We start from the raw sequence: 20311 nt of genomic DNA on the forward strand, positions 1-20311 counted from the left end.
CTGCAAATGTCGCGGCAAGCGACGCAGGCTGCAAAATTCCCTTTCATCCGGCTGAGCGATTTGTCACACCTTGAGGATGAGTATTCACATGCGCGCCCTTCTCGTCCACCTCTTCACCGCCACCGGTGCCGTTTTTGCCATGCTGGCGATGCTGGCGGCGGTGGACGGCAAATGGGACCTGATGTTTCTCTGGCTGGTGGTCGCCTTCTTCGTCGATGGCATCGACGGGCCGCTGGCGCGCAAATACGACGTCAAGACCAACGCGCCCGAGTTCGACGGCGTGCTGCTGGACCTGATCATCGACTACCTGACCTATGTGTTCATCCCCGCCTTCGCGCTGTTCACCTCGGGCCTGATGAGCGGGTGGAGCGGCTGGGTCATGATCATCATCGTCACCTTCGCATCCGCCATGTATTTCTGCGACACACGGATGAAGACGAAGGACAATTCCTTCTGGGGCTTTCCCGGCTGCTTCAACATGCTGGTGCTGGTGCTGTTCGCGCTGACGCCGTCGTGGTGGATCTGCCTGATCATCGTCACGGTCCTGTCGGTGGCGATGTTCCTGCCGATCAAGTTCGTCCACCCCGTCCGCACCGAGCGGTGGCGCGCGGTCACACTGCCGATGGCGCTGGCCTGGACCGTCTTTGCCGGCTGGGCCGCCTGGGGCAACTTCGACGCGTCCAGCTGGTCACACTGGGGGCTGGTGGTCACGTCGGTCTACCTCACGCTGGCGGGTGCCGTGCAGCAGGCGTTCTTCGACCCCAAGGACTGAAGTTTGAGGACGGGAAGGCTGGCACCGCACCGACGGGACCGCTGCCAAGCCTGCCTGCCGGACTTAACCATGCCTTGCGGCGGTTGGCGGCATTGACCCCATGTTCTATTCTCAAAGCGAAGACCTGTCGCCAAAGCAAAGCTTTGGCAGCGCCCGAACCGCCCCCACGGGGCGGGCGCTACTCGCCCACCCCTCGGTTCGGGCGCGATCTGTTTCGGATGTCGGACATGACCGCTTCGTCCGCACACCTGACCTTCGCTTGCCGTGTAGACAAGGTCCGGATCGAGACCTTTGCAGACCTTCGTTCACACACCCCGGCACGGAATCGAGGCCGCCTGCGGCGGCCGCCGTGCCAGCGCCGGACCGACCCCATGGGCCGGCGCTTTGGCTGAGCCTGGTGCATAGCATCGAGCGAAGATGTAGTTGGCTGCGATAAAGTGCGTCAGCTCGAATGTTGGAAGCGCCGTCCCCCGGTCCGGCGCTGGCACGGCGGAGCGACGTCCTCTTCGTCCGCACATCCGCCCTTCGCGCGCCTTGCAGTTAAGGTCCGGATCAAACCCTTATGAGCCGAGGCGCAAGCCGGGCGGGTACGCCGCAGCGCCAGTCCAAGCTTCTGACAACGCAAGCAATCGGCAGGGCCACATTTCCGCTTGACCTCAACCTTGGTTGAGCCGCCATCAAGGGGCAGACCGCAAAGGATTGCCCATGACTGCCCAGCCCACCCCCGACCCACAACCCGAATATGTGCCCTGGCGCGAGTTCCTCGGCGCAGGTTATACCGCGCCACTGATACTGGTGTCGCTTGGCGTCTGGCTGCATGCCGCAGACAGCCTCGTCGTCGCCACGATGCTGCCCGCCATCGTGGCCGAGATCGGCGGGGCGGCCTATGTCAGCTGGACCGTCTCGATCTATGAAATCGGCTCGATCGTCGCGGGGGCGGCCAGCGCGCTGCTGGCCCTGCGCCACGGGCTGCGGGTGCCGATGGCGGGGGCCGCGCTGTGTTTCGCCCTGGGCTGCGCGCTGTCGGCGATCAGCGCGTCGATGGGGCTGGTGCTGGTGGGTCGCGGCCTTCAGGGGCTGGGCGGCGGCGGGCTGGTGGCGCTGTCCTTCATCGCCATCGGCGCCCTTTTTCCCCGCAGGCTGGCGGCACGGACACTGGCGGTCGTCTCGGCTTTCTGGGGTCTTTCCGCCTTTCTCGGTCCCCTTCTGGGCGGATTGTTCGTGGAATATGCCACCTGGCGCTGGGGGTTCGCCTTTTTCGCGGCGCAGGCGCTGGGGCTGGGCCTGTGGATCGCCCTGCGCTCCGAGGCGGAGCAGACGACCGCGCGGGACGACACCCCCGGCCCCTTTCCGCTGTTCCGGCTGGCGGTGCTGTGCGGCGCGGTTGTGCTGATCTCGGCCGGTGGCGTCCGGGTGGAGGTGCTGCGCAGCACGTTTCTGATCCTGGCGGGGGGCGCCTGCCTGTGGTGGTTCCTGTGGCGCGATGCCCGCGCCGGTGCCGCACGGCTGCTGCCCGCCGCCCCGCTGGACCCGCGAAGGGCCACGGGGGCGACCCTGCTGATGCTGCTGTGCATGTCGATGGCCACCATCGGCCTGCTGGCCTACGGGCCGCTGCTGATGACGCTGATCCACGGCATGTCGGCGCTGACCGCCGGCTACATCGTCGCCGCCTCTTCCATCGGGTGGACCCTGACGGCGGTGACGGTCAGCGGCTCGCCAGAGCGGCGCGACCGGTTGTGGATCGGGCTGGGCATGACGATGACGGCGCTCAGCGTGGCGGGGTTCGCCTATGCGATACCCCACGGACCGCTGTGGCTGATCGCCCTGTTCGCGGCGATCGAGGGCGGTGGCTTCGGGCTTGCCTGGACCTTTATCCTGCGCCGCATCACGGCACTGGTCCCGGCAGAGGAAGCGACCCGCGTGTCCGGCGCCATCCCCACCGTGCAGCGCGTGGGCTATGCCCTGGGCGCGGCCTATGTGGGGATCGTGGTCAACGCCAGCGGCTTTCTGGAGATGGAAGGCGCCGCCGATGCCGCCCATGTGGCGCGGGTGCTGTTCCTGGCCAGCCTGCCGCTCGCCGGGGTCGGCCTGATCGCGATGATCGGCTTGCTGCGGCGCCACCCGCATGACGAAAGGCTTCAGATGAGCAGCCCCGCCGCCCCCTCGTGACGCAAGAGCGCCACCTTGGTCTCGACCCCGCCGCGGCCCGAAAACCCGGTCAGCGCCCTGGCCCCCATGACCCGGTGGCAGGGGATGATCACCGGGATCGGATTGCCGCCACAGGCCTGCCCCACCGCCTGCGCGGGCACGCCCAGATCGCGCGCAATCTCACCGTAGGTGCGGGTATGGCCAAAGGGGATCGCGGCGATGGCGGCGCAGACCCGGCGTTGCAAATCGGAGCCCGCGACCCGCAGCGGCAGATCGAAAACCTGCAGCCTGCCCGCGTCATAGGCTGCAAGCTGGCGCACCGCCTCTGCCAGCAGGTCGCTGCTGTCGGGCTGCGCGGTGGTCCCCCAGCCGACAGCGACAATCGCGCCATCCTGTTCCGTCAGGGTCAGATCGCCAAACCGGGTGGAGACATGGGTGCGTTTCATGGGGCCAGAATGGCGCGGAACGCCTGCCCGCTCAATCCGGAACCTGCGGTTAACACGACGGGCAGCACCGCCGGGCGGCTTTATGACAGCAGGAACGACCGATAACGGTGAGCCTGTTCCCGCCCTACATTTTGACGGCACTTAACCGATAGTAAGTGATCGAAAAGAAGAAGCGCCCCTGGCGCGCAAGCGCGACCTGCTCATCGAACCAGGCCGTTGTCTCAGCCTCGGACATATGGCCGTTTTCAACCGCATAGCGCGACATGAGATGCATCAGCATGAAAGCGATACCGTCAGGCCGCAGCGTCACATCACAGAAGTTAAAAGGTTCGACTTCTATGGCTGCAAAACCGGCATCTCGTGTCAGCCTGGGCCAGAGCGCAGCGACGCGCGCCTCGGTGTAGTGGTGATCCCAGGCGGCCAGAACACGCTGCATTCGGTCAGCGTCTTCGGAAAACCAGTCCAATGTCTTGCACCCGGTGTCCACGGCAACAAACCTGCCGCCAGTGCGCAGGACGCGGTGGGCTTCGCGAATGGCTGAAGGAATGTCCGAAAGGTATTCGAGTACTTGCACCGCTACCGCTTTGTCGACTTCGCCGTCTCGCAAGGGAAGCCTGTCAGCCAAACCATCCTTGATTCGTGCAGTTGGAAATGCCGCACAGCGTGCCGAGGCGGGGGCCCGCATGTCCTTGCTGGGGTCAACTCCGATAACTTGCCCTGACTGTCCGATGGCACGCGCGATTTCTTCGGTCAGCAGACCATTCCCGCAACCGATGTCGACGACCTTATCACCTTCGGCAAGGTGGAGAGCATCAAAGGCTTTGCGCCTTCGCCGCGCAACGTCGCCTCCCTGATAGGCCACCTCAAGCAGCTTGATTGTTTCTTCATCAAATTCCAGCATCGCCCACCCCAGCCTCGCCCACCCAAGCCTGGTAATGCATACATGAAAAATGCACCCCCAGCAGCATTTTCGATGAATGACCGCCTGACCCTGGCTCTTCCCGCCTTCGGACCAGCGATCTGACAGGAAGGTCGGGTTCGCCCGGGATCAGACTGTATCCGCAAGCACCGATACCCGCACGAGGCCCAGGGCCCCTGCGGTGTCGCTGCAGTCTGGCTGAATATGGAAAGGAGCCGGTAAAGGTGGCGGCGCCGCCAGATTCGGAAAAACGAGACAGGGCATGGCCCTGCACCCTGAACGGTTCAGCGTGGCGCGCGCGCTTTGCGCGCCTCTGCTCCTGTGGTGCCGAAAGGTGGAAAGTCTTCCGGCGGTCAATCGCGATTGGTCTGGGGTTCTAGGCACCGCGGGTTAAGGCCGGGTGTGCCCTCCGTGCGGGCGGGGGCGGCGCCGCGCAACAGCCGCGCCGCCCCGAGGGCTGTCAGCCCCGTGCCGCCACTTCGCTCACCGCGTCATCGCAGCGGCCGCAGACGCCGGGATGGGCGTGCGTGCCCACATCCGGCAGCACCTTCCAGCAGCGGGCGCATTTGCCGCCCTCTGCCTTTTCGAACACCACCGCGACACCGTCGATTTCGGGCATGCGGAACGCCTCTGCCGGGGCCGGGTCGCCGGTCACAAAGATGTCCGAGGTGATCGCCACATCCTCGAAGGATACGCTTTCCAGCGCCGCGCGTTGATCCGCATCCGCCACATGCACCACCGGCGCGGCCTCAAGCGAGGCGCCGATCACCTTGTCAGTGCGCTGCACCTCCAGCGCCGACGTCACGACCCGCCGCGCCGCGCGGACCGATGCCCATTTCGCAGCCAATGCCGGGTCCAGCCAGTCGGCAGGCGTCTCCGGCATGTCCACCAGATGCACCGAACTGTCCTCTCCGGGGAACCGCTCCAGCCAGACGTCCTCCATGGTGAAGACCAGCACCGGGGCCAGCCAGGTGGTCAGCCGATGGAACAGCAGGTCCAGCACGGTGCGCGCCGACCGGCGGCGCAGCGTGTCGCCGTCGCAATAAAGCGCGTCCTTGCGGATGTCGAAGTAGAAGGCCGACAGGTCCACCGTGGCGAAGGTGAAGACCGCCTGGAACACCCCCTGGAAGTCGAACCGCGCGTAGCCGTCGCGCACGACCTTGTCCAGTTCCGCCAGCCGGTGCAGCACCCAACGCTCAAGCTCGGGCATGTCGGCGGGGTCGGTACGGTCGGCCTCGGTGAAGTCGGTCAGCGAACCCAGCATATAGCGCATGGTGTTACGCAACCGGCGGTAGCTGTCCGCGACCCCTTTCAGGATCTCGTCCCCGATCCGCTGATCGGCGGTGTAATCGGTCTGCGCCACCCAAAGCCGCAGGATATCCGCGCCGTACTGATCCACGATCTGCTGCGGCACGATGGTGTTGCCGATGGACTTGGACATCTTCATGCCCTTGGCATCCAGCGTGAAACCATGCGTCACCACGTTGCGGTAAGGCGCGCGGCCCGTGGTGCCGACCGATTGCAGCAGCGAGGAATGGAACCACCCGCGATGCTGGTCGGTCCCTTCCATGTAGACATCCGCGATGCCGTCCTCCGTCCCGTCGGGCCGGTCGCGCAGGGTAAAGGCGTGGGTCGACCCGCTGTCGAACCAGACGTCGAGAATATCGCGCACCTGGTCGTAGTCGTCCGGGTTCACGATCCCCTCAAGGAAGCGCGCCTTGGCGCCCTCCTCGTACCAGGCATCGGCGCCCTCGGCCTCGAACGCTTCGACAATCCGCTTGTTCACCTCTTCGTTGCGCAGCAGGAAATCCGCATCCGTGGGCAGCGCACCCTTCCTGGTAAAGCACGTCAACGGCACGCCCCAGGCGCGCTGGCGCGACAATACCCAGTCGGGCCGCGCCTGCATCATGGAATACAGGCGGTTGCGCCCCGATTTCGGGGTCCAGTTCACATTGTCGATCTCGGTCAGCGCGCGTTCGCGGATGGTTTTGCCATGCATGTCCAGCCCGTCGCCCACCGGTTTGTCGATGGCCGCGAACCACTGCGCCGTGTTGCGGTAGATCACCGGCGCCTTGGACCGCCATGAATGCGGATAGCTGTGCTTGATCTTGCCGCGGGCCAGCAGGCCGCCCACCTCGGCCAGCTTGTCGATGACCGCCGCGTTGGCGTTGCCTTCCTTGCCGTTCGGCTTGAGAATCGCCTTGCCGCCGAAAAACGGCAGATCGTCGCGGAAACGCCCGTCGGGGTTCACGTTGTAGGTGATCACCTGCCCCAGCATCCCCAGACCCCGGTAAAGCTCGTATTCCTCCAGCCCGTGCGACGGCGCACAATGAACAAATCCCGTGCCCTCGGTATCGGTCACGAAATCCGCCGCGCGAAAATCGCGCAGCGCGTCCCATTCGCCCTCCGACCCTTCGGAACCCGCCAGCGGGTGCTGCAGCCTGATGCCCGCCAGCTGTGCCGGTGTGACATCGCGCAGGCGTGTCCACATCCCCTCCTCCAGCCGCGCGCGGCCAAGGACATCGGCGGCCAGCTTGTCCGCCAGAAGGTACCGGTCGCCCACTTTGGCCCAGCATTCCTCCGGCGTGGCTGTGACCTCGTAGAGGCCATAGGAAATGTCATCGCCGTACACCACGGCCTTGTTGCTGGGCATGGTCCAGGGGGTGGTGGTCCAGATCACCACATGGGCACCCATCAGGTCCTCGGCCACCTCCGCGCGTGCCGCCTCGATGCGCTGACGCGCGTCCGGTGTCTCTTCCTCGCCCATGGTGACGAGATCCGGCAGGTCGAAATCGGCGACGCGGAATTTCACCCAGATGGTGAAGCTTTCCTTGTCGTGGTACTCCACCTCCGCCTCGGCCAGGGCCGTCTGCTCGACCGGCGACCACATCACCGGCTTTGAGCCTTGATACAGCGTGCCATTCATCAGGAACTTCATGAATTCCTCGGCGATCACCCGCTCGGCGTGGAAATCCATGGTCAGATAGGGATCGGCCCAGTTGCCGGTGATGCCCAGCCGCTTGAATTCCTCGCGCTGCACATCGACCCAGCCGGCGGCGAACTGGCGGCACTCCGCGCGGAACTCGTTGATCGGGACCTGGTCCTTGTCGCGCCCCTTCTTGCGGTACTGCTCCTCGATCTTCCACTCGATCGGCAGGCCGTGACAATCCCAGCCGGGGATATAGCGCGCGTCAAAGCCCATCATCTGGTGGCTGCGCACGATCATGTCCTTGATCGTCTTGTTCAGCGCGTGACCGATGTGCAGGTTGCCGTTGGCATAGGGCGGACCGTCATGCAGGGTGAAGGGCGTCCTGCCCTGTTTCTCGCGCAAGCGGTCATAGACCCCGATCCGTTCCCAGCGTGCCAGCCACTCGGGCTCGCGCTTGGGCAGGCCCGCGCGCATCGGAAAGTCGGTCTTGGGCAGGTTCAGCGTGGATTTGTAGTCAGGCGTTTCTGGCGTGTCGGCACACATGTCTTGCGTCCTTCGAATCTCGGGAAAAATGGTCTGATCGGTGCGATGGTCTCGAACACCTCAAGCCCGGCGTCTCCGATCGGTCAGAGCGCCGGGGAAATAATTCGAATGAGGATCGCGAAATGCCATGCCATGGGGGGCTTATAATCAGGCACCGCCCGACGGACAAGGCCCGACCCCCCTCTCTTTTTGCACATAAATACTCCGGGGGAGTTTGAGGGGGCAGCGCCCCCTCATCAGCAAAATGAAATCGCGTACCGCGTCAGCGGTTCATTGCGAAAGCGCCGCCGCGCAGAAGGCCGCCATCCGGTCCGCGTCCTTGACCCCCGGCGCGCTTTCCACGCCCGAGGACACGTCGACCTGCCGCGCTCCGGTCATCGCGATCGCCTCTGCCACGTTGTCCGGGGTCAGCCCGCCCGCCAGCATCCATGGCACGGGCCACCGGCGGCCCGCGATCAGCCGCCAATCAAAGGACAGGCCATTGCCGCCGGGCAGTGCCGCCTCCTTCGGCGGCTTCGCATCCACCAGGATCTGATCCGCGACATCCGCGTAATCGTCCAGCGCCGCCAGGTCGTCAGCTCCGGCCACGCCGATGGCCTTCATCACCGGCAGACCGTACCGCGCCTTGATCCCGCGCACCCGCGCCGGGGTCTCCTTGCCGTGAAGCTGAAGCATGTCGATCGGCACCTCGGCCAGCATCCGGTCGAGAAATGCGTCGGTCGCATCCACCGTAAGCGCGACCTTGCAGATGCCCTCGGGCACCGTGCCGGCCATGAAGGCGGCATCGGGCAGCGCCAGGTTGCGCGGCGATTTGTCAAAGAACACAAAGCCAAGATAGCGCGCCCCCGCCAGGATGGCGGCGGGCACGTCGGCGCTGTCGGTCAGACCGCAGATCTTGACGTTGACGGAGGGGGGCACCGCTGGTTCAGCCGGTCTCGTCCAGCAGGGCCAGGACCGCGTCCTTGTCCTTGTGCTTCTCGCCCTTCAGGCGCGCCACCTCGCGCTCCAGCCTGCGCATCTCGCGCGCCTGCCTGGCCGCCTCGGCCCGTTCGCCATACTCGCGGATCCATTCCCAGATGAACCCGATCAGCAGCCCCGCCAGGATGCTGCCCAGGATCACGACGAACAGCGGCAGGCCAATCTCAGGCGTGACCGCGAACCATTGCGCCACCTCGGAGGGCAGAACCCGCAGCACCACGACCTCGCGGTTCGCAAGGGCAACGGACACCAGCGCAATCGCGAAGATCGCGATGCAGAAATAACGAATGTAACGCATCAGGCCTTTCCGTTCAGACGATCCCGGAGCAGCTTTCCGGTCTTGAAAAAGGGTACATGCTTTTCTTCCACATGCACGGTCTCCCCGGTGCGGGGGTTGCGGCCCACCCTGGCATCGCGCTTCTTGACGGAAAATGCGCCGAATCCGCGCAGTTCGACCCGGTCGCCCTTTGCCATGGCGCCTGTGATCTCGTCGAAGATCGTATTCACGATGCGTTCGACATCCCGTTGGTAAAGGTGCGGGTTGTCGTCTGCAATCTTCTGGATCAATTCAGACCGGATCATCGCGATACCCCCCAAGGCACTTAATATTATATGTCTTCAAGCCGACACTATAGGAAGAAACCCCGCGCCAGTGAAGCCGTGGCGGAGACAGACCCCGACTTTTTTGGCCGCAGAACCCGCTGTTTTTCGGGCTTTTTTGCATAACTCCAGAACTTGCGCAGCCCTCCGCGGCAAAACCCGGGCCGGGTTTGCGCAGGGCCGGAACCGATTCGCCGCGCATGTCACAGGACATACAGGCTGACGCCGGGCACCGCAGGACAGCGCCGAAGATGCTACCATGACGTGCAAAGGGCCCCGCATTTTTCGATGCGGGGCCCTCTGACGATGGTCGGTTGCGATGCGCTTACTTGTCGTCGTCGCCTTTCAGCGCCGCGCCAAGGATGTCGCCCAGCGATGCGCCGGAGTCGGAGGAGCCGTATTGTTCGACGGCCTCTTTCTCTTCGGCGATCTCGCGTGCCTTGATCGACACGCCCAGGCGGTGCGCCTTGGTGTCGACGTTGGTGATGCGGACGTCGACCTTGTCGCCGACCGAGAAACGCTCGGGGCGCTGTTCGGCACGGTCACGCGACAGGTCAGAGCGGCGGATGAAGGACTTCATGCCTTCGTATTCCACCTCGATGCCGCCATCCTCGATGGAGGTCACGGTGACGGTCACGATGGAGCCGCGCTTCACACCGCCCACGGCTTCGGCGAACTTGTCACCGCCGACACCCTTGATGGAAAGCGAGATGCGCTCCTTCTCGACGTCGACTTCGGAAACGACCGCCTGGACGACGTCGCCCTTGCGATAGTCCTGGATGGCTTCCTCGCCGCGCTGGTCCCAGCTGAGGTCGGAGAGGTGAACCATGCCGTCGATGTCGCCGGGCAGACCCACGAACAGACCGAATTCGGTGATGTTCTTGACCTCGCCCTCGACCTCGGTGCCTTCGGGATGGGTTTCGGCGAAGACTTCCCACGGGTTGCGCATGGTCTGCTTGAGGCCAAGCGACACGCGGCGTTTGGCCTGGTCGATTTCCAGCACCATGACTTCCACTTCCTGAGAGGTGGAGACGATCTTGCCGGGGTGGACGTTCTTCTTGGTCCAGGACATTTCCGAGACGTGAACCAGACCCTCGACACCGGGCTCCAGCTCCACGAAGGCGCCGTAGTCGGTGATGTTGGTCACGCGGCCGGTGTGCACCGTTTCCAGCGGGTACTTGGCGGCAACCAGATCCCACGGATCTTCCTGCAGCTGCTTCATCCCGAGGCTGATGCGGTGGGTTTCCTTGTTGATCTTGATGACCTGCACCTTGATCGTCTCGCCGATGGCGAGGATCTCGGACGGGTGGTTGACCCGGCGCCACGCCATGTCGGTCACGTGCAGCAGGCCGTCGACACCGCCAAGGTCAACAAACGCACCGTATTCGGTGATGTTCTTGACCACGCCGTCGACGTTCTGACCTTCGGTCAGGTTGCCGATGACTTCGGCGCGCTGTTCGGCGCGGGATTCTTCCAGGATCGCACGGCGCGACACCACGATGTTGCCACGGCGGCGGTCCATTTTCAGGATCTGGAACGGCTGCTTGAGGCCCATCAGCGGGCCGGCGTCGCGCACGGGGCGCACATCGACCTGAGAACCGGGCAGGAAGGCGACGGCGCCGCCGAGGTCCACGGTGAACCCGCCCTTCACGCGGCCAAAGATCGCGCCTTCGACACGCTCTTCCGCGGCATAGGCTTTTTCCAGGCGATCCCAGGCTTCCTCACGGCGCGCCATCTCGCGGGAGATGACTGCTTCGCCACGGGAATTTTCGACCTGGCGCAGGAAAACTTCGACTTCGTCGCCGACTTCGATCTTGGGCGCTTCACCCGGATCGGCAAATTCTTTCAGCTCGACACGGCCTTCCATCTTGTAACCGACGTCGATGATGGCCTGACCGGCCTCGATGGCAATGACCTTGCCTTTGACAACAGACCCCTCCTCGGGGGTGTCCATCTCAAAGCTCTCCTCCAGGAGTGCTTCAAATTCGTCCATAGCGTTTGACATGTAGCTTTTCGTTTCCTTTTTAGATGTATCTGGCCGCGCGGTTGTCTCCGCCGGTCTTGAGTGTGAATTGGACCTCGGGCCGTTCCGGCAGACGCAAAAGAAAGAGGGCCGGATGGTTCCGACCCTGCCTCAGTCCTGCGTCCGGTGCTGTCATCGCCCCTTAGACAGAGGCGCGTATAGGTCATTTGCCGCCCGCGCGCAAGGCCCCCGAACCGCGGAGCGGCCCGAAAAGCCGCTATACGCGTCTTGCGCGCCCACGCCTTGCGGACCCACCCACCGGCAGATCCGCAAGCCGGGGCCGCGATCAGTAGAGCGCGGTGGTGCGTTCGGGCTTCATCGACGGCAGGACGATCACCGCCGCCCCGTGGACGCTGCGGTCAAAAAGGTGGATCACATCCTGGTTCAGCATCCGGATGCAGCCCGACGACACCGCCTTGCCCAGCTCGCGCGGCGAGGCATCGCCGTGGATGCGGTAAAGCGTGTCGATGCCGTCCTGGAAGAGGTAGAGCGCGCGCGCGCCCAGCGGATTGCCCGGTCCCGGATCCATCCCGCCATTTGCCACCGAATAGGGCGCCAGTTCGGGCTTGCGCGCGATCATCGTCTCGGGGACCTTCCAGCGGGGCCATTCGCGCTGGAACTGCAGCCGGGCGGTGCCGTTCCAGGCGAACCCCTCTGCCCCGACGCTGACACCATAGCGGGTGGCGGTGTCGGAGGTTTCGACGAAATGCAGCATCGCCGCGTCGGGATCGACGACGATCGTACCGCGCGGGCGGTCGGGCCAGGGGTTCGCCACCTCCTGCCGCCAGAGCGCCGGGTCGATACTGCCCGCGGGAATCGCCGGGACCGGGAAAGGTTCGCCCGGCACCGCATCGTAGAAGGCGGGCATGGGCGGGGGTGGCGCGGGCACGGGGGCGGGCGCCGTTGGCGCCTGAGGAAGCTGCCGGGCGCAGGCGCCAAGCGCCACCGCCCCGCCAGCGGCGAGGAAAGTTCTTCTGTTCATCATCTGTGATTGCCTTTTCTAATCCACGTCAGGGCGCTGTGGTGCGCCCGCTGTCAGATCAGGCGGCGCGCGGCGGCGTCCGGGGCGGCGCACGGGTCAGACCGGTCAGGGAACAGACCGGCTCCGCCGCCCGGGCATGGGGGCCACGGGCATCGGCCAGCGCAGGCTCTGCAGGCAACACGCCGACCGCGCCGCTGCAATGCAGTGTGGACAGGGACAAAAAGCGTGTTTCCTTCGCCTCGGCAGGGCCATCGAGGATGCGGTCCGCCCTGGCATCGGCGCGTGCCTCGGCGGCGGGCAGGATCGTGTCCGCACGGGTCAGGGCATCCGCCCCAGCACCACCCGCCCAGGCCGAAGCGACACCGCACCACGGCAAGAGCCCGGCCATCAGCAGGAGGATCAGAAGATGTCTCAGCGTCCGCATGGCATCCATGTCGCCCAAACCGGTCCGGCGCGCAATCGACAGCACGAGGTTGTGATCGGAAAGCCTTGCTTAAGGTCGCGTTTGCCACAGAATGAGCACGAACGAGGATCGGACGACAGGAGCACCGGGCAGTTGGTAGCATTCAGGACCGCGGAAGACAGAACTTTGAATGATATCAGGGCGATTATCGGGGATGCCGCCTGCAAGTCCGGGGCCGATGCCGCGCGCTATTACGAGGACCCGCGCGGCAGCTTTACCGGCAGGGACTGCGTGGTCGTCCTGCCCGAAACCACCGACCAGGTGTCGCAGATCCTGCGGCTGTGCAACGCGGCCGGCGTCGCGGTCATCCCCTATGGCGGGGGGACGGGCGTGGTCGCGGGGCAGCTTTCGCTGGACAGCGGCGATGCCATCATCCTGTCGCTGGAGCGGATGAACCGCGTGCGCAGCGTGTCGCCGGACGATTTCGTCATGGTGGCCGAGGCCGGTTGCGTGCTGGAAAACCTCCATGCCGAGGCCGACCGGCACGACCTGATGTTCCCGCTCAGCATGGCGTCCAAGGGCAGCTGCACCATCGGCGGCAACCTGGCCACCAACGCGGGCGGCATACAGGTGCTGCGCCACGGCAATGCCCGCGACCTTTGCCTGGGGATCGAGGCGGTGATGCCCTCGGGCGAGGTGCTGGAAGAGCTGAGCCCGCTGCGCAAGAACAACACCGGCTATGACCTGCGGCACCTGCTGATCGGCAGCGAAGGCACGCTGGGCATCATCACCGCCGCCAGCCTGACACTGAAGCCGCGCGACCCCGAGGCCGCGACCGCCTTTTGCGCCATCGGGTCGCCGGCGGATGCCTTGCGGGTCCTGCGGGCGCTGCGCACCGCCCTTGGCAACCGCATCAACGGCATGGAATTGATGAGCGGTTTCGGCGTGGGCCTTGTATGCGCGCATTTTCCGACGCTCAGAAACCCCTTTGCCGACGACCACGCCTGGTATCTGCTGATCGACACCGCGGGCAATCCGGGCGTGCGCGCCGAGACCGAGGCGGCGCTGGCGGCGTGTATCGAACAGGGCTTTGTCATCGACGTGATCATGGCCGCGTCCGAGGCGCAGCGCGATGCGCTATGGACCCTGCGCGAACATACGCCCGAAGCCAACCACAGGACCGGCGCATTCTGCAGCAGCGATACCGCCGTGCCGATCGGCCGGATCGACGCCTTCGTGTCCCGGACTCATGCCGCGATCACCGCCGTACATGGGGGGCTGCGCACGAACAGCTATGGCCACATCGGCGACGGCAACATTCATCACAACGTCTTCCCGCCCGACGGCATCGCCAAAGCCGACTTTCTGCAGGATCAGCCCGGCATCGCCGACCGGGTCCGCGAGGCGATCAACGAGGCGACCCTGTCCCTGGGCGGATCAATCAGCGCGGAACACGGGATCGGCCGCCTGAAGCGCAAGGACCTGAAGCGACATGCAAGCGCCAGCAAGATGACCGTGCTGCGCCAGATCAAAAAGGCGATCGACCCCAACAACATCCTGAACCCCGGCGCCCTGATCGACTAGCGGGGTGCGTTGAGGGCGCTTAGCCCCTGGCAGCCAAACCGGCCTCAAGTAGCCAAAGGCGGTGGGCCATAAAGGGTGGTGCCGGTGAGAGGACAACCCTCGAACCAAACCGGCCTCAAGTACCAGAAGGCGGTGGGCCGATTAGAACTGGTGCCGCTGAAAAGAGAGACCTAGAACCAAATGCTCTCATCGCTCCCCTGGAGCGACCGCCGCATGCAGTTGTTTCGAGAGTTGCGGCATCTTCCTTCGGAAGAGCCAGTGGTGCCGCTGAAGGGACTCGAACCCCCGACCCCATCATTACGAATGACGTGCTCTACCAGCTGAGCTACAGCGGCGTTCCTTTGTGATGCGGTCTGCCATGGCTCTGGCAGCAGACCGCGCGCTTCCATTAGCCTCTTCGTCTGGTTCACGCAAGACCGGTCAGTCGCTGCGCTGGCCGACCGTCGGGGTGTGGCTGTGTCGGCCACCGCCAGCCCACCGGGATCGGATGGCAGATGACGTAGCGGCAGCTTCTGAAATCAGTTCCGTCATGGATGCGGACCCGCCCGGAAATGCCTGATCATGCGTCGAAAAAGCATGCTTTGCGCGGTTTAGAGCGACCAGTCGGTTGCATTGTCCGGGGGCATGTGCTTGGCTACTTGAAACGCGCCGGAATGGCGCACAATACATAACACCTGGGGAGGTGCGATTTGTCTGAGACAGCGACTGGCGGCGATTTCGTCGTTTTTGACCGCGTGCAGAAAAGCTATGATGGCGAAACGCTTGTGGTCAAAGACCTCAACCTGTCCATCGGCAAGGGCGAATTCCTGACGATGCTCGGGCCGTCGGGGTCGGGAAAGACCACCTGCCTGATGATGCTGGCCGGATTCGAGACGGCGACTCACGGCGATATCCTGTTGGACGGAAAGCCGATCAACAACATTTCGCCCCACAAGCGCGGCATCGGCATGGTGTTCCAGAACTATGCCCTGTTTCCCCATATGACCATCGCCGAGAATCTCAGCTTTCCGCTGGAGGTCCGCAAGATGGGCAAGTCCGAGCGCGAGCAAAAGGTCAAACGCGCGCTCGACATGGTGCAGATGGGCGACTTCGGCGGCCGTCGCCCCGCGCAGCTTTCCGGCGGTCAGCAGCAGCGGATCGCCCTGGCCCGCGCCCTGGTGTTCGAACCTGACCTGGTGTTGATGGACGAACCATTGGGCGCGCTGGACAAGCAGCTGCGCGAACACATGCAGTTCGAGATCAAGCACATTGCCGACAACCTCGGGATCACCGTGGTATACGTGACCCACGACCAGACCGAGGCGCTGACCATGTCGGACCGTGTCGCGGTGTTCGAAGACGGGCGCATTCAGCAACTGGCGCCGCCGGACGAGCTGTACGAAAAGCCGCGCAACAGTTTCGTCGCGCAGTTCATCGGTGAGAACAACACGCTCGAAGGCGAGGTGAAGGAGATCAACGACGGGCTCGCGGTTGTGAAGCTGGACGACGGCAGCCTGATCGACGCGATGCCTGTCAACGTGTCCAAGTCAGGCGAGCGGACGCTGGTGTCGATCCGGCCCGAACGCGTCGAATTTGACATGACGCGCCTGAAGCCGGGTGCGCATACGCTGAATGCCGAAGTTCTCGAGTTCATCTACATGGGTGACATCTTCCGCACGCGCCTTCGGGTCGCGGGGAACGAGAACTTTATCGTCAAAACACGCAACGCACCGGATCAGGTGCGTTTTGAGCCGGGCCAGACCGTCGAGATCGGCTGGCAGGCAGAGGATTGCCGCGCACTTGACGCATAGGTGCGCGTGTCATGTCGCGGGCAGCCGCCCGCGATGAACACGAGGCCGGTATCCAATCCCGTTGTTGCTGGTCTCGTCTGAAGAAACGGGAAAAAATTGGGAGAATACCAAATGAAATTCACCAAGACGCTACTTGCTACGACCGCACTCAGTGCCGTTGCCGGCGTTGCGGCTGCTCAGGAAATGTCCAACGAGATGACCATCGTCTCGTGGGGCGGCGCCTATCAGAACAGCCAGCTGAAGGCCTATGTCGAGCCCTACCTGGAAATGAACCCGGATGTGAACGTGATCTGGGACGAAAGCTCGAACGAGGCCGTGGCCAAGCTGCGCGCGATGAACGAAGCGGGCAACATCACCTGGGATCTGGTTGACGTTGTCGCCTCGGACGCGATCCGTCTGTGCGACGAAGGCCTGGCGATGGAATACGACCCCGAAGAGCTGCTGGCAGAGGGCGATGACGGCACCTCCGCCGAAGACGACTTCGGCGACCTGATCGTCTCCGACTGCTACATCCCGCAGATCGTCTACTCGACCACCTTCGGCTACCGCACCGACATGGTGCCGGAAGGCGCCGAAGCCCCCAGCGACATCTGCTCGGTCTTCGACCTGGAAACCTATCCGGGCAAGCGCGCGCTGGAAAAGCGTCCGATCAACAACATGGAATGGGCGCTGCTCTGTGACGGTGTTGCGAAGGACGAAGTCTATGACGTTCTGGCCACACCCGAAGGTCAGGAGCAGGCGCTGGCCAAGCTCGACACGATCAAGGATGACGTGATCTGGTGGTCGGCCGGTGCGGACACGCCGCAGCTGCTGGCGGATGGCGAAGTCTTCATGGGCTCCACCTACAACGGTCGTCTGTATTCGGTCATCGAAGAGCAGGACCAGCCGGTCGGCATGATGTGGGACGCCCAGGTGTTCGACCTGGACGGCTGGATCATCCCGGAAGGTCTGGAAGAAGCCGACCTGAACCGCGTGAAGGACTTCATCAAGTTTGCCACGGACACCAAGCGTCTGGCGGATCAGGCGAACTACATCTCCTACGGCCCGGCCCGTGCCTCTTCGGCGCCGCTGGTTCCGGAGAACATGAAGCAGCACATGCCGACTGACCCGGCGAACTCGCAGAACACGTTCCTGTACAACTACGAGTTCTGGGCCGACTATCGCGACGATATCGACGCGAAGTTCCAGTCCTGGCTGGCACAATAAGCTGATACGGGGCGGGCCGTCTGGCCCGCCTCTCGCAGGCCGGATACTGCATCCGGCCTGCCCCCATTCCCTGCGAAGGACACCCCGATGAGCGATGTGACCGAGAAGACCGCGCCGATCCCTCAGGATCCCCCCGACCGGGAGGAGAAAAAATCCGATGGCAAGATCAGGGCCGCGGACGGCACATCCCTGAAAAGCAGTCTGAACCGCGCCCTGCGCCGCGAGAAGCTGCGCGCACTTGTCCTGATCGCCCCGCTGCTCATCTTCGTTCTCGTCACCTTCATCGCGCCGATCGCGGACATGCTGTTCCGCTCGGTCGAGAACCAGATCGTCGCCCAGACCCTGCCGCGCACCACGGATACGCTTGCGGATTGGGATTCAACCTCCGGGGAGCTTCCCGGCGCACCGGTCTACAAGGCACTTTACGAAGACATTTTCATCGCGCAGGAGCGCAAGCTGCACACCCGCCTCGGCTCGCGGCTGAACTACGAGCTGACCGGCGCGTCCTCGCTGTTCCGCAAGTCCGGCCGGGGGGTTGATGACATCGGCGAGGTCTACCAGGACCAGTTCGAGGATTTCGATGAATTCTGGGAAGAAGGCGAAAACTGGAACTCCTTCATGGGGTCCGACGCCTGGCTGGCCGACATACAGGCCTGGGACGAAGATTCGGGCGACCGCCAGCCTGCATTCGAGCTGCGCGAGGGCATCGACGAATTCTTTCCGCAGACGGCTGCAAAATACGCGATCTACGCCGACGTGATCCAGAACGAGGAAGAAGACAACCTCTACGACGAAGACCCCTGGGCGTTGATCTATTCGGCATTCTACGACGATCTGACCGGCCCGAACGCTGAAATCGCGGCCGCCTATACCGGGCCCGCTGCCGCACAGATCCAGTCCGCCGCCGCCGCCGCCGCGGACTTCGAACCGGTGGATTATCCCGCCGCTTTCGCCGAGATCGACGGGGATTGGGCGCAAACCCCGATCTGGCAGACGATCCAGACCTATTCCGGTCCCTTCACCAATGGCTACTTCCTGAACGCCGTCGACATGCAGAAGACGCCTGACGGCCCTGAACTGCGCCCCGAGAACGAGCGTATCTACGGCACCCTGTTCATGCGCACGCTGTTCATGTCGCTCATGATCACAGGCAGCTGCATCCTGCTTGGCTACCCGGTGGCCTGGCTGCTGGCGAACCTGCCCGCGCGCACCGCGAACCTGCTGATGATCCTGGTGCTGCTGCCGTTCTGGACATCGTTGCTGGTGCGGACATCGGCCTGGAAGGTGATGCTGCAACAGCAGGGCGTGATCAACGACACACTGGTCTGGCTGGGCATCGTGTCCGACGCGGGCCGGCTGGCGCTGATCAACAACCAGACCGGCACGATCATCGCGATGACGCATATCCTGCTGCCCTTCATGATCCTGCCGCTCTATTCCGTGATGGCGACCATCCCGCCTGCCTATCTGCGGGCCGCCAAGAGCCTGGGCGCGACGAACTGGACGTCTTTCTGGCGGGTCTATTTCCCGCAGTCGGTGCCGGGCATCGGCGCGGGGTCGATCCTCGTGTTCATCCTGTCCATCGGCTATTACATCACGCCGGAAATCGTCGGCGGCACCACCGGTACGTTCATTTCCAACCGGATTGCCTATCACATTTCCAGCTCGCTGAACTGGGGCCTTGCCGCCGCGCTGGGGTCGATCCTGCTGGCGGTGGTGCTGGGGCTTTACTGGGCCTACGACAAGATCGTCGGCATCGACAACGTGAAACTGGGGGGCTAGGACCATGACCGCACTCACGCCAATCAGCCGCACCGCCCCGTCCTTCTACGTCACGGTCGTGGCGCTCGCCGGGGCTTTCGCCGGGCTTTTCGTCGGCACCGCGCAGGGCAGCGGGCTGTTGGGCATCGTCATCGGCGCCATTGCAATGGGCGCGCTGGCCTTTGTCCTGACCCAATTCGTCAAACCCGAGAAGGCCGGCATCTGGGGCACCGTCGCGCTGCTGGCGGTCATCGGCTTTTTCATGGGCGGCATTCCCGCGCTGGTCATCGGCGGGCTTTTCGGCTGGTTCTTTGCCTGGTTCAGCTACTGGCTGTACGAGGGCCGCTACCGCCGGAAACTGCCGCCCTACCTCACACCGGGACAGGTGCTCTGGCACTTTGTCTTTCGGGTCATCTGCGGCGCGATCCTGGTCTTTCTGATCACACCGATCCTCGTCGTCATGCCGCTGAGCTTCAACGCCGAGAACTTCTTCACCTTCACGCCCGAGATGCTGCGCTTCGACCCCGAAGGATATTCGCTCAAGCACTACCGCGACTTCTTCAACTCTTCCGACTGGCAGAACACGCTGCGCAACTCGCTGCTGATCGCACCGGTCGCCACCCTGTTGTCGGTGTCCTTTGGCACACTGGCGGCCATCGGGCTCAGCCAGCCGCATGTGCCATTCCGGCGCGCGATCATGGCGATACTGATTTCCCCGATGATCGTGCCGCTGATCATCTCGGCGGCGGGCATGTACTTCTTCTACAGCCGCATCGGGCTTCAGGGCACCTACGTGGGCGTGGTGCTGGCGCACGCGGCGCTTGGCATCCCCTTCGTGATCATAACCGTGACGGCGACGCTGGTGGGCTTTGACCGTTCGCTGACCCGTGCGGCGGCCAACATGGGTGCCTCTCCGGTGCGGACCTTCTTCAAGGTGCAGATGCCGCTCATTCTGCCCGGCGTGATTTCGGGCGGGCTGTTCGCCTTCATCACGTCCTTCGACGAAGTGGTCGTCGTGCTGTTCGTCGGCTCGGCGGGGCAAAAGACCCTGCCCTGGCAGATGTTCATCGGCCTGCGCGAACAGATCAGCCCGACCATTCTGGCGGTCGCGACGCTGCTGGTGATGATCTCGATCGCGCTGCTGACCACGCTGGAACTGCTGCGGCGGCGGTCCGAACGGTTGCGGGGCATGTCGCCGGGCTAAGCCCGGCAGCAGCCGCACCACAA

The 20311-nt window shown here is 64.1% G+C and carries 16 protein-coding genes and 1 tRNA gene; 7 read left to right on the forward strand and 10 right to left on the reverse strand.

The features are described from left to right. Positions 1 to 76 precede the first annotated feature (76 nt). Both FIU94_RS02500 and FIU94_RS02505 read left to right on the forward strand, forming a co-directional pair. The gene (locus FIU94_RS02500; protein ID WP_152464281.1) at positions 77 to 772 is read left to right on the forward strand and encodes a phosphatidylcholine/phosphatidylserine synthase; all 696 of its coding nucleotides are present in this window, start codon (positions 77 to 79) and stop codon (positions 770 to 772) included. A gap of 705 nt (positions 773 to 1477) precedes the next feature. Further along, positions 1478 to 2941: an MFS transporter gene (locus tag FIU94_RS02505; RefSeq protein WP_152464282.1), complete on the forward strand. Its 1464-nt coding sequence runs from the start codon at positions 1478 to 1480 to the stop codon at positions 2939 to 2941. Here FIU94_RS02505 and FIU94_RS02510 read toward each other — a convergent pair. From FIU94_RS02510 to FIU94_RS02550, 9 genes are all read right to left on the reverse strand, one after another. Continuing rightward, a complete protein-coding gene (locus FIU94_RS02510; RefSeq protein ID WP_152464283.1) occupies positions 2911 to 3366 on the reverse strand; it encodes a methylated-DNA--[protein]-cysteine S-methyltransferase in 456 nt (151 codons plus the stop codon). The genes FIU94_RS02505 and FIU94_RS02510 overlap by 31 nt on opposite strands. Positions 3367 to 3490: 124 nt before the next feature. Then, positions 3491 to 4267 (reverse strand): methyltransferase domain-containing protein, encoded by a 777-nt coding sequence (locus FIU94_RS02515; protein WP_152464284.1) that lies wholly within the window; start codon positions 4265 to 4267, stop codon positions 3491 to 3493. A gap of 478 nt (positions 4268 to 4745) precedes the next feature. Continuing rightward, positions 4746 to 7757 carry an isoleucine--tRNA ligase gene (gene ileS / locus FIU94_RS02520; protein ID WP_152464285.1) on the reverse strand — a complete coding sequence of 1004 codons (3012 nt, stop codon included), beginning with the start codon at positions 7755 to 7757 and terminating at the stop codon, positions 4746 to 4748. Positions 7758 to 8027: 270 nt separating this feature from the next. Next, positions 8028 to 8675: a phosphoribosylanthranilate isomerase gene (locus FIU94_RS02525; RefSeq protein ID WP_152464286.1), complete on the reverse strand. Its 648-nt coding sequence runs from the start codon at positions 8673 to 8675 to the stop codon at positions 8028 to 8030. 7 nt (positions 8676 to 8682) lie between these two features. Beyond that, the gene (locus FIU94_RS02530) at positions 8683 to 9033 is read right to left on the reverse strand and encodes a lipopolysaccharide assembly protein LapA domain-containing protein (protein WP_152464287.1); all 351 of its coding nucleotides are present in this window, start codon (positions 9031 to 9033) and stop codon (positions 8683 to 8685) included. Then, positions 9033 to 9317 (reverse strand): integration host factor subunit beta, encoded by a 285-nt coding sequence (ihfB, locus tag FIU94_RS02535; protein WP_071969997.1) that lies wholly within the window; start codon positions 9315 to 9317, stop codon positions 9033 to 9035. The genes FIU94_RS02530 and ihfB overlap by 1 nt, the downstream gene beginning before the upstream one ends. 343 nt (positions 9318 to 9660) lie before the next feature. Further along, positions 9661 to 11454, reverse strand: coding sequence for a 30S ribosomal protein S1 (gene rpsA / locus FIU94_RS02540; RefSeq protein WP_302848717.1), 1794 nt, complete (start codon positions 11452 to 11454; stop codon positions 9661 to 9663). Between the two features lie 190 nt (positions 11455 to 11644). Beyond that, positions 11645 to 12343, reverse strand: a complete 699-nt coding sequence (locus tag FIU94_RS02545; RefSeq protein WP_152464289.1) for a L,D-transpeptidase — start codon at positions 12341 to 12343, stop codon at positions 11645 to 11647. A 55-nt stretch (positions 12344 to 12398) separates the two neighbouring features. Continuing rightward, positions 12399 to 12764 carry a hypothetical protein gene (locus FIU94_RS02550; protein WP_152464290.1) on the reverse strand — a complete coding sequence of 122 codons (366 nt, stop codon included), beginning with the start codon at positions 12762 to 12764 and terminating at the stop codon, positions 12399 to 12401. Between the two features lie 165 nt (positions 12765 to 12929). On the opposite strand from FIU94_RS02550, the gene FIU94_RS02555 reads away from it, so the two are divergent. Further along, entirely contained in the window at positions 12930 to 14327 is a 1398-nt protein-coding gene (locus tag FIU94_RS02555; RefSeq protein WP_254702596.1) for an FAD-binding oxidoreductase, read from the forward strand. A 259-nt stretch (positions 14328 to 14586) separates the two neighbouring features. Here FIU94_RS02555 and FIU94_RS02560 read toward each other — a convergent pair. Further along, positions 14587 to 14662 (reverse strand) — tRNA-Thr (locus FIU94_RS02560). A 354-nt stretch (positions 14663 to 15016) separates the two neighbouring features. On the opposite strand from FIU94_RS02560, the gene FIU94_RS02565 reads away from it, so the two are divergent. The 4 genes from FIU94_RS02565 to FIU94_RS02580 all read left to right on the forward strand — a co-directional run bounded on the left by FIU94_RS02565 (position 15017) and on the right by FIU94_RS02580 (position 20288). Continuing rightward, positions 15017 to 16117: an ABC transporter ATP-binding protein gene (locus tag FIU94_RS02565; protein WP_152464292.1), complete on the forward strand. Its 1101-nt coding sequence runs from the start codon at positions 15017 to 15019 to the stop codon at positions 16115 to 16117. Positions 16118 to 16228: 111 nt separating this feature from the next. Further along, positions 16229 to 17323 carry an extracellular solute-binding protein gene (locus FIU94_RS02570; protein WP_152464293.1) on the forward strand — a complete coding sequence of 365 codons (1095 nt, stop codon included), beginning with the start codon at positions 16229 to 16231 and terminating at the stop codon, positions 17321 to 17323. An 87-nt stretch (positions 17324 to 17410) separates the two neighbouring features. After that, on the forward strand, positions 17411 to 19105 hold the full coding sequence (locus FIU94_RS02575) for an ABC transporter permease (protein WP_152464294.1): 1695 nt from the start codon (positions 17411 to 17413) through the stop codon (positions 19103 to 19105). A 4-nt stretch (positions 19106 to 19109) separates the two neighbouring features. Beyond that, on the forward strand, positions 19110 to 20288 hold the full coding sequence (locus FIU94_RS02580; RefSeq protein ID WP_152464295.1) for an ABC transporter permease: 1179 nt from the start codon (positions 19110 to 19112) through the stop codon (positions 20286 to 20288). The last annotated feature ends 23 nt before the right edge of the window (positions 20289 to 20311 follow it).

The organism is Sulfitobacter sp. THAF37 (genome assembly GCF_009363555.1).
Classification (GTDB): Bacteria; Pseudomonadota; Alphaproteobacteria; order Rhodobacterales; family Rhodobacteraceae; genus Sulfitobacter.

Coding starts and splice junctions, on each gene's coding strand:
- FIU94_RS02575 (WP_152464294.1), top strand. CDS start 17,411: ATGAGCGATGTGACCGAGAAGACCGCGCCGATCCCTCAGGATCCCCCC.
- FIU94_RS02500 (WP_152464281.1), top strand. CDS start 77: ATGAGTATTCACATGCGCGCCCTTCTCGTCCACCTCTTCACCGCCACC.
- FIU94_RS02505 (WP_152464282.1), top strand. CDS start 1,478: ATGACTGCCCAGCCCACCCCCGACCCACAACCCGAATATGTGCCCTGG.
- FIU94_RS02545 (WP_152464289.1), bottom strand. CDS start 12,343: ATGATGAACAGAAGAACTTTCCTCGCCGCTGGCGGGGCGGTGGCGCTT.
- FIU94_RS02570 (WP_152464293.1), top strand. CDS start 16,229: ATGAAATTCACCAAGACGCTACTTGCTACGACCGCACTCAGTGCCGTT.
- ileS (WP_152464285.1), bottom strand. CDS start 7,757: ATGTGTGCCGACACGCCAGAAACGCCTGACTACAAATCCACGCTGAAC.
- FIU94_RS02510 (WP_152464283.1), bottom strand. CDS start 3,366: ATGAAACGCACCCATGTCTCCACCCGGTTTGGCGATCTGACCCTGACG.
- FIU94_RS02530 (WP_152464287.1), bottom strand. CDS start 9,033: ATGCGTTACATTCGTTATTTCTGCATCGCGATCTTCGCGATTGCGCTG.
- FIU94_RS02550 (WP_152464290.1), bottom strand. CDS start 12,764: ATGCGGACGCTGAGACATCTTCTGATCCTCCTGCTGATGGCCGGGCTC.
- ihfB (WP_071969997.1), bottom strand. CDS start 9,317: ATGATCCGGTCTGAATTGATCCAGAAGATTGCAGACGACAACCCGCAC.
- FIU94_RS02580 (WP_152464295.1), top strand. CDS start 19,110: ATGACCGCACTCACGCCAATCAGCCGCACCGCCCCGTCCTTCTACGTC.
- FIU94_RS02515 (WP_152464284.1), bottom strand. CDS start 4,267: ATGCTGGAATTTGATGAAGAAACAATCAAGCTGCTTGAGGTGGCCTAT.